This is a genomic window from Pseudomonas fluorescens (assembly GCF_005938625.1).
GTDB lineage: Bacteria > Pseudomonadota > Gammaproteobacteria > Pseudomonadales > Pseudomonadaceae > Aquipseudomonas > Aquipseudomonas fluorescens_BD.
Genome location: NZ_VCNJ01000069.1, coordinates 46,208 through 52,207, shown reverse-complemented (window position 1 = coordinate 52,207; position 6,000 = coordinate 46,208). Strand labels below are relative to the sequence as shown.

General features: G+C 61.0%; 7 protein-coding genes. 1 reads left to right on the top strand and 6 read right to left on the bottom strand.

From position 1 onward, the window contains the following. Positions 1-51 precede the first annotated feature (51 nt). The 6 genes from FGA82_RS28355 to FGA82_RS28330 are packed head-to-tail and all read right to left on the bottom strand — an operon-like array spanning position 52 to position 5,477. Positions 52-1,995 carry a response regulator gene (locus FGA82_RS28355; protein ID WP_141129654.1) on the bottom strand — a complete coding sequence of 648 codons (1,944 nt, stop codon included), beginning with the start codon at positions 1,993-1,995 and terminating at the stop codon, positions 52-54. Beyond that, a complete protein-coding gene (locus FGA82_RS28350; protein WP_141129653.1) occupies positions 1,985-2,860 on the bottom strand; it encodes a sensor histidine kinase in 876 nt (291 codons plus the stop codon). Before FGA82_RS28350 ends, FGA82_RS28355 begins: the two co-directional genes overlap by 11 nt. Then, positions 2,853-3,863 (bottom strand): ATP-binding protein, encoded by a 1,011-nt coding sequence (locus tag FGA82_RS28345; protein WP_141129656.1) that lies wholly within the window; start codon positions 3,861-3,863, stop codon positions 2,853-2,855. Before FGA82_RS28345 ends, FGA82_RS28350 begins: the two co-directional genes overlap by 8 nt. Further along, entirely contained in the window at positions 3,860-4,264 is a 405-nt protein-coding gene (locus tag FGA82_RS28340) for an anti-sigma regulatory factor (protein WP_003225570.1), read from the bottom strand. The genes FGA82_RS28345 and FGA82_RS28340 overlap by 4 nt, the downstream gene beginning before the upstream one ends. Continuing rightward, complete coding sequence (locus FGA82_RS28335; protein ID WP_007912539.1) at positions 4,261-4,623, bottom strand: STAS domain-containing protein; 363 nt, start codon at positions 4,621-4,623, stop codon at positions 4,261-4,263. Before FGA82_RS28335 ends, FGA82_RS28340 begins: the two co-directional genes overlap by 4 nt. A 2-nt stretch (positions 4,624-4,625) precedes the next feature. After that, a complete protein-coding gene (locus FGA82_RS28330; RefSeq protein ID WP_141129652.1) occupies positions 4,626-5,477 on the bottom strand; it encodes an STAS domain-containing protein in 852 nt (283 codons plus the stop codon). Positions 5,478-5,726: 249 nt separating this feature from the next. On the opposite strand from FGA82_RS28330, the gene FGA82_RS28325 reads away from it, so the two are divergent. Beyond that, positions 5,727-5,993, top strand: coding sequence for a hypothetical protein (locus tag FGA82_RS28325; RefSeq protein WP_141129651.1), 267 nt, complete (start codon positions 5,727-5,729; stop codon positions 5,991-5,993). Positions 5,994-6,000 lie beyond the last annotated feature (7 nt).

Sequence of the window (6,000 nt, the reverse complement as noted above, 5' to 3'; positions counted from 1 at the left end):
CTCACTCCTACATTGGATCTGTGTTCGACATTAATCCCTGCGAAGCTGTGGTCAGGCGCCGTCGAGCGTGCGGCGGACCTTGTCCAGCAGCTCGCTGATCTGAAACGGCTTGACCAGCATGTCCATGCCGCTGCCCAGAAACACCTGACGGTTGATCGCCGTTTCCGCATACCCGGTCATGAACAGGATCGGCAAGCCCTCACGCCAGCCCCGCGCCACATCCGCCAATTCACGACCGCTCATGCGCGGCAGGCCAACATCGGTCAGCAGCAGGTTGATCGACGGATCATTCTGCAGGCGCTCCAGCGCCGTTTCGATATCCGCCGCCTGGGTACAGCGATAACCGGCGTCTTCCAGCACTTCAGTGACAAACATGCGCACCGACGGCATGTCCTCGACAATCAGTAGATGCTCGCCGGTACCTTGCGGATCGACCACTGGCGCGGGGATGTCGGCGCCTGTCGGGTCGGTAGTGGCCGGCAACATGATTGTCACTTCGGTACCGCGTCGGGCGACGCTGCGAATGTGCGCATCGCCACCCGACTGGCGGGCAAAGCCATAGATCGTCGACAACCCCAGCCCGGTGCCTTGGCCCAATGGTTTGGTAGTGAAAAACGGATCGAAAACCTTGTCGATGACGTTGTGCTCGATCCCGGTGCCGTCGTCACGCACCGACAACGCCACGTAAGCGCCATCGGCCAGATTCGGATCGCCGTGGGAGTACGCTGCGTAGGTGTTGACCCAGATATTGCCGCCCGCCGGCAGGGCATCACGGGCGTTGATCACCAGGTTCAACACCGCACTTTCCAGTTGCACCGGGTCGACCAGCGCGATCGCCGGTTTGCTGGTCAATTCAAGCTTGAGGCTGATCCGTTCACCGATGGTGCGCACCAGCAACTCTTCCAGCGAGCGTACGTGTTCATTGATGTCCACCGGCCGCGTATCCAGCGGCTGCTGACGGGCAAAGGCCAGCAGGCGATGGGTAAGCGAGGCGGCACTCATCGCCGAATTCAGCGCGGCTTCGCTGTAAAACTGCACCTTGTCGAGACGCCCATCGAGCATGCGTTTCTGGATCAGCTCCAGGCTGGTGATGATCCCGGTCAGCAGGTTGTTGAAGTCGTGGGCGATACCGCCGGTGAGTTTGCCCAGTGCGTCCATCTTCTGCACTTGCAGCAACTGCGCCTCGGCGCGCACACGCTCGGCGACCTCTTTGGCCAGTTGTGTGGTGGTGTCGTCCAGGCGCGCCAGATGCGAGCGCTCGCGATGGCGATGTTCGGTGACGTCCTCAACGAACACCAGGCTCAGTTCGGGCGTGCGGTATGGGGAAATCTGCCATTCGGTTTCGCGAATCTCGCCCTGCACGCGCATGTTCAGCGTGCCTTTCCAGCGCTCGCCATCGACCAGACGCAGGCGCAGTTCATTGAGGATGGCGCTCTGCTCCTCGGCGAAACATTCACGCAGGATTTGCGGGTCCTGATTGTCCAGAATAAGCTGTGCGAAGGCATGGTTGCACTCATGCACCTTGAGGCTGGCATCGAGCACCGCGATCGGCGCGGAAACATTGACGAAAATCTCGCGGAATCGCGCTTCACTTTCCCGCAGGGCATTTTCCGTGTCGCGCACCCGTAGCAACGTGCGCAGGGTCGCCAGCAACACGTCCGGATCGACCGGGTGAATCAGGTACGCATCGGCGCCCGCGTCGAGGCCGGTGATGATGTCGCCGGTCTGGATCGATGCAGCGGAGACATGGATCACTGGCAGCAGGGCGGTGCGGCTGTCCGCGCGCAGAATCCGCACAATGTCGAAACCGCTCATGTCTGGCAGATTGACGTCGAGAATCAACGCATCGAGCGCTTCGCTGTCGATCAGCGCCAGCCCCTCGCCGCCGGTACCGGCCTCAAGGACTTCGTAACCGTGGCGCTCCAGCCGTCGACGCAAGGCGTAGCGGGTGGCGACGTTGTCGTCGACGATCAACAGGCGGATGTCACGTTTCATCGACGTTCTCCAGAGCGATCGCCAGTGGAATGATCACGAAGAAGGTCGAACCGACCCCCGGCGTGCTTTCCAGCCCGACTTCACCGCCGAGCAGGGCCGCGAAGCGTTTGCACAGTGACAGGCCCAGCCCGGTGCCGCGCAGACGTTTCTGCAGCGGCGAGTCGACCTGGGAAAAGTCCTCGAACAATGCGCCATGCAGCTCGGCAGCGATACCTATTCCGGTGTCGCTGACGGCAAAGCGCACCTTGTCCGCACCTTCGAGCCGCGCGGAAACCCGCACTTCGCCACGGGTGGTGAACTTCAGCGAGTTGGAAATGAAGTTGCGCAGGATCTGCGCGAGTTTCTTGTCGTCGGTGTACAGGCGTGGCAAACCGACCGGCTCTTCGAAAATCAGATCAACGGCGGAGGCGTCGACGATCGGCCGGAACATCCCGCGCAGCGCCGAGAACAGGTCGAACATGTCGAACCACGCCGGGGAAATGGTGATGCGTCCGGCCTCGATCTTCGCCAGATCGAGCAGGTCATCGACCATGTCGCTCAACTCGCGGGCAGCGGTGCTGACGAACGCTACCTGCTTGTGTTGTTCAGGGCTGAGCGGGCCGTCGAGCTCGTCGGCGAGCAGGCTGTTGATGCTGAGAATCGAGCCCAGTGGCGTGCGGAATTCGTGGCTCATGTAGGACAGAAAGCGACTTTTCAGATCCGAGGCCTGGCGCAATTCTTCAGCTTGTTCGTCAAGTTCGGCATACAGCGCCAGCACGCCCTGATTGGTTTCGTCGAGCTCTTCGCGCAAAGCCACTGTTTCGCTCTGCAACTGCGCGATGAGCGCGGCCTGTTCGGCGTTGCTCAAAATCGGTGACTCAGCCATGGGCGGCCTCCAGGGCAACGACCAGCACCGTTACATCGTCGCGCCCGCGACAGAAGTCGCGGTGCAGGACGCTGGCTATCACGGCGGGGTGGCGGTGCACCAGACCGGGGTAGTCTTGAAGATTCCAACGGGACTGCAAGCCGTCGCTGTACATGATCAATAGATGTCCGTTCACGTGAGCATAGTCAAAGGGTCTGGCTTTCCGGTATTGCACGCCGACGATACCCGGGTGCGAGGCCAGTCCGCGGGACTTGTCGGCGTTGATCAGGCTGGCGCCGATGTTGCCGACGCCGGCAAAGGTGAGGCTGTCGCGCCTGCCGTCGAACTGAGTAAACGCGACCGCGCCACCGCGGGTGCCGATCATGTCCCTGTGCATGTCCTCCATCAGCATCACCGGGTCGGCAAATGGCGTCAGGGCAAAGGCTCTCGCCCCCTCGCGACCGGCGCGTTCGGCTTCCTCGCCATGCCCGAGGCCATCGATCACCAAGGCGCTGATGCTGGCGCCTTCATACTTCAGGTGCCAAACGTCACCGCACGCCGGATCGTTGTGCAACGAGTGCTGGCTGACGCCATAACGGATATCCGGATCGCGGTCGGTGCGCGGGTAAAGACGCGCCAACAGTACCGCGCCACGGGCGTCGGCATAGACGTCAAATACCTCGGTCTGCCGCGAAACTGCACCGAGGCCGATACCTTGTGTGCCACCGGTGGAAAATCCGTCGGCCATGCAGGCCTGCAGATCAAAGCCCAGTGCACGATCGACCGCGAGCATTTCGATACCGAAACCCGCAGGCCGAGGTAATACCCGCAGATGCAGTGCACCGTGCGTGGCGTGCTTGAGCACGTTACTGGCCAATTCCGTGGCAACCAGGGCGACACGCCCGGCATCGCGCTCATCAAAGCCATGCTGTTCAGCGAGTTGCTGCGCGGTGCGTCGGGCATGACCGATCTGACTGCTGTCCTCGATCAACAGAACCTGGGTCAGCGACCCGACGATATTCATGTCCATCGGGTGATCGTTATGCGCGTGCCTTTGCCGGGCTCGGTGTCCAGTTCGAACTCTTCGACCAAGCGTTTAGCGCCGGTCAGCCCCAGCCCCATGCCGCTGCCGGACGTCCAGCCATCGGTCATCGCCAGCTTGATGTCGGCGATGCCCGGGCCTTCGTCGCGGAAGGTCAGGCGCAGGCCGACTTTGTGATCTTCATCGAGGATCTGCCAGTCCATGTCGCCGCCGCCACCGTAAACCATGGTGTTACGCGCCAGTTCGCTGACAGCGGTGACCATTTTGGTCAGGTCGATCAGGCGCATCCCGCATTCGGTAGCCAGTTTGCGTGCGGTCTGGCGCGCGAGCACGACATCCTGCTCGATATGGATGGGTTGAGTACCGCTGCTGCGTACGGTCATTGCCGGTCTACTCGTTCCTGCAGCAGCTTCATCCCGCGCTCGACGTTCAATGCCGTGCTGACACCGGGCAGGGTCAGGCCGAGTTCGACCAGGGTGATCGCCACGGCCGGCTGCATGCCGACCAGCATGGTTTCGGCGTCCATGATTTTCGACAGGCCGGAGATCGTGCTGATCATCCGGCCAATGAATGAGTCGACCATGTCCAGCGCCGAGATATCGATCAGCACGCCCCGCGCCGAGGTCTTGCTGATGCGCTCGGACAAGTCGTCCTGCAAGGTGAGGGCGAGTTGGTCATGCATGTCGACCTGAATGGTCACCAGCAGGAACTTGCCCATCTGAAGAATCGGGATACGTTCCATGTTTAAACCGTCTTGACGAGGCTGACACCCAGACGGGTCAGGGCCAGTTTCAACGCATCCGCCAGATTGGCTTTGGTGACCACGCCTTGCAGGTCGAGGCCGAGGTGGACGATGGTCTGGGCAATTTGCGGACGCACACCGCTGATGATGCAGTCGGCGCCCATCAGGCGGATCGCGGTCACGGTTTTCAGCAGGTGTTGCGCGACCAATGTGTCGACGGTCGGCACGCCGGTGATGTCGATGATGGCAATTTCCGAACCGGTGTCGACGATGCGTTGCAGCAGCGATTCCATCACCACTTGCGTGCGCTGCGAATCGAGGGTGCCGATCATCGGCAGCGCCAGTACGCCGTCCCACAGCTTGACCACGGGGGTCGACAGCTCCAGCAGTTCTTCCTGCTGACGCTTGATCACCGCTTCGCGGGATTTCTGGAAGGTGCGGATGGTGTGCATGCCGAACGCGTCGAGCAGTTCGGAGACTTCCCAGAGCTGTTCGGCGAGCAGTGCAGGCTGGTCTTTGTAATGGGCCTGGAGCAGGTTAAACAGCGGGCCTTTGAGGGCGAAGATGAAACTGGCGGTCTGTTGCGAATCCTGGCCGAGCAGGGCGCGGCTGTGGGAAAGCTTTTCGAGGAACTGGCGGGTGGCTTCCCAGCCCGGCGCGGCGATGTTGGTGCCGTTGTCGTTCTCGACACCACTGACCACCAGTTGCAGGAACTCCGAGGTTTGCTGCTGAACATCGTGATCCTTCAGATTGCGGGTGGCACCGCTGGCTTGCAGGCCGTTGATCCATTCGCCCAGCAGTTGTGCTTGTTTGTTTTTCATCGCATCGAGTGTGCTGTTCTGCAGTGCTGCCATGTGCCTGTTGCTCCGTCGCGAATTGGGGGCGATCGTGAAAAGTGATCGCCGCGAAGTGATCGACATTTGCCGTTCGAAATAGTTGTTCGTTCATGCACGTATATTTTTCATCTGGCGCAAGGAACGTCCCGGTAACTCTAGTCGGCGTGGCCGCAAGCGGCGATGTTTTGAACGATGGCGCGGGGCAGGCTTCGAATCTTCAAGGCCCGACTGATTTGCGTCGGGCTTGATTTGACGAGCGAGGTGGTCATGAACGAGCAAAAGCATCAGCAGAGTCAATCTGGCGAACCGATTAACCGCAACGATCCAGCGATTGACCCGCAGGTACCGGGGCAAGCGGCGCCTACGCAGCAGCAGGGCGAGGATGGTCAGGCGCAGAGTGCGGATCCGGCGGTGGATCAGAAGAACCAGCATACGGATAACGACAATGAGTTCAGCCCGGGCTTTAAACCGCAACCGGATCGGGCGAAGCCGGGGGAGGAGACGGATGCGGATATTGATACGGATGGCGGTTGATGTTCGG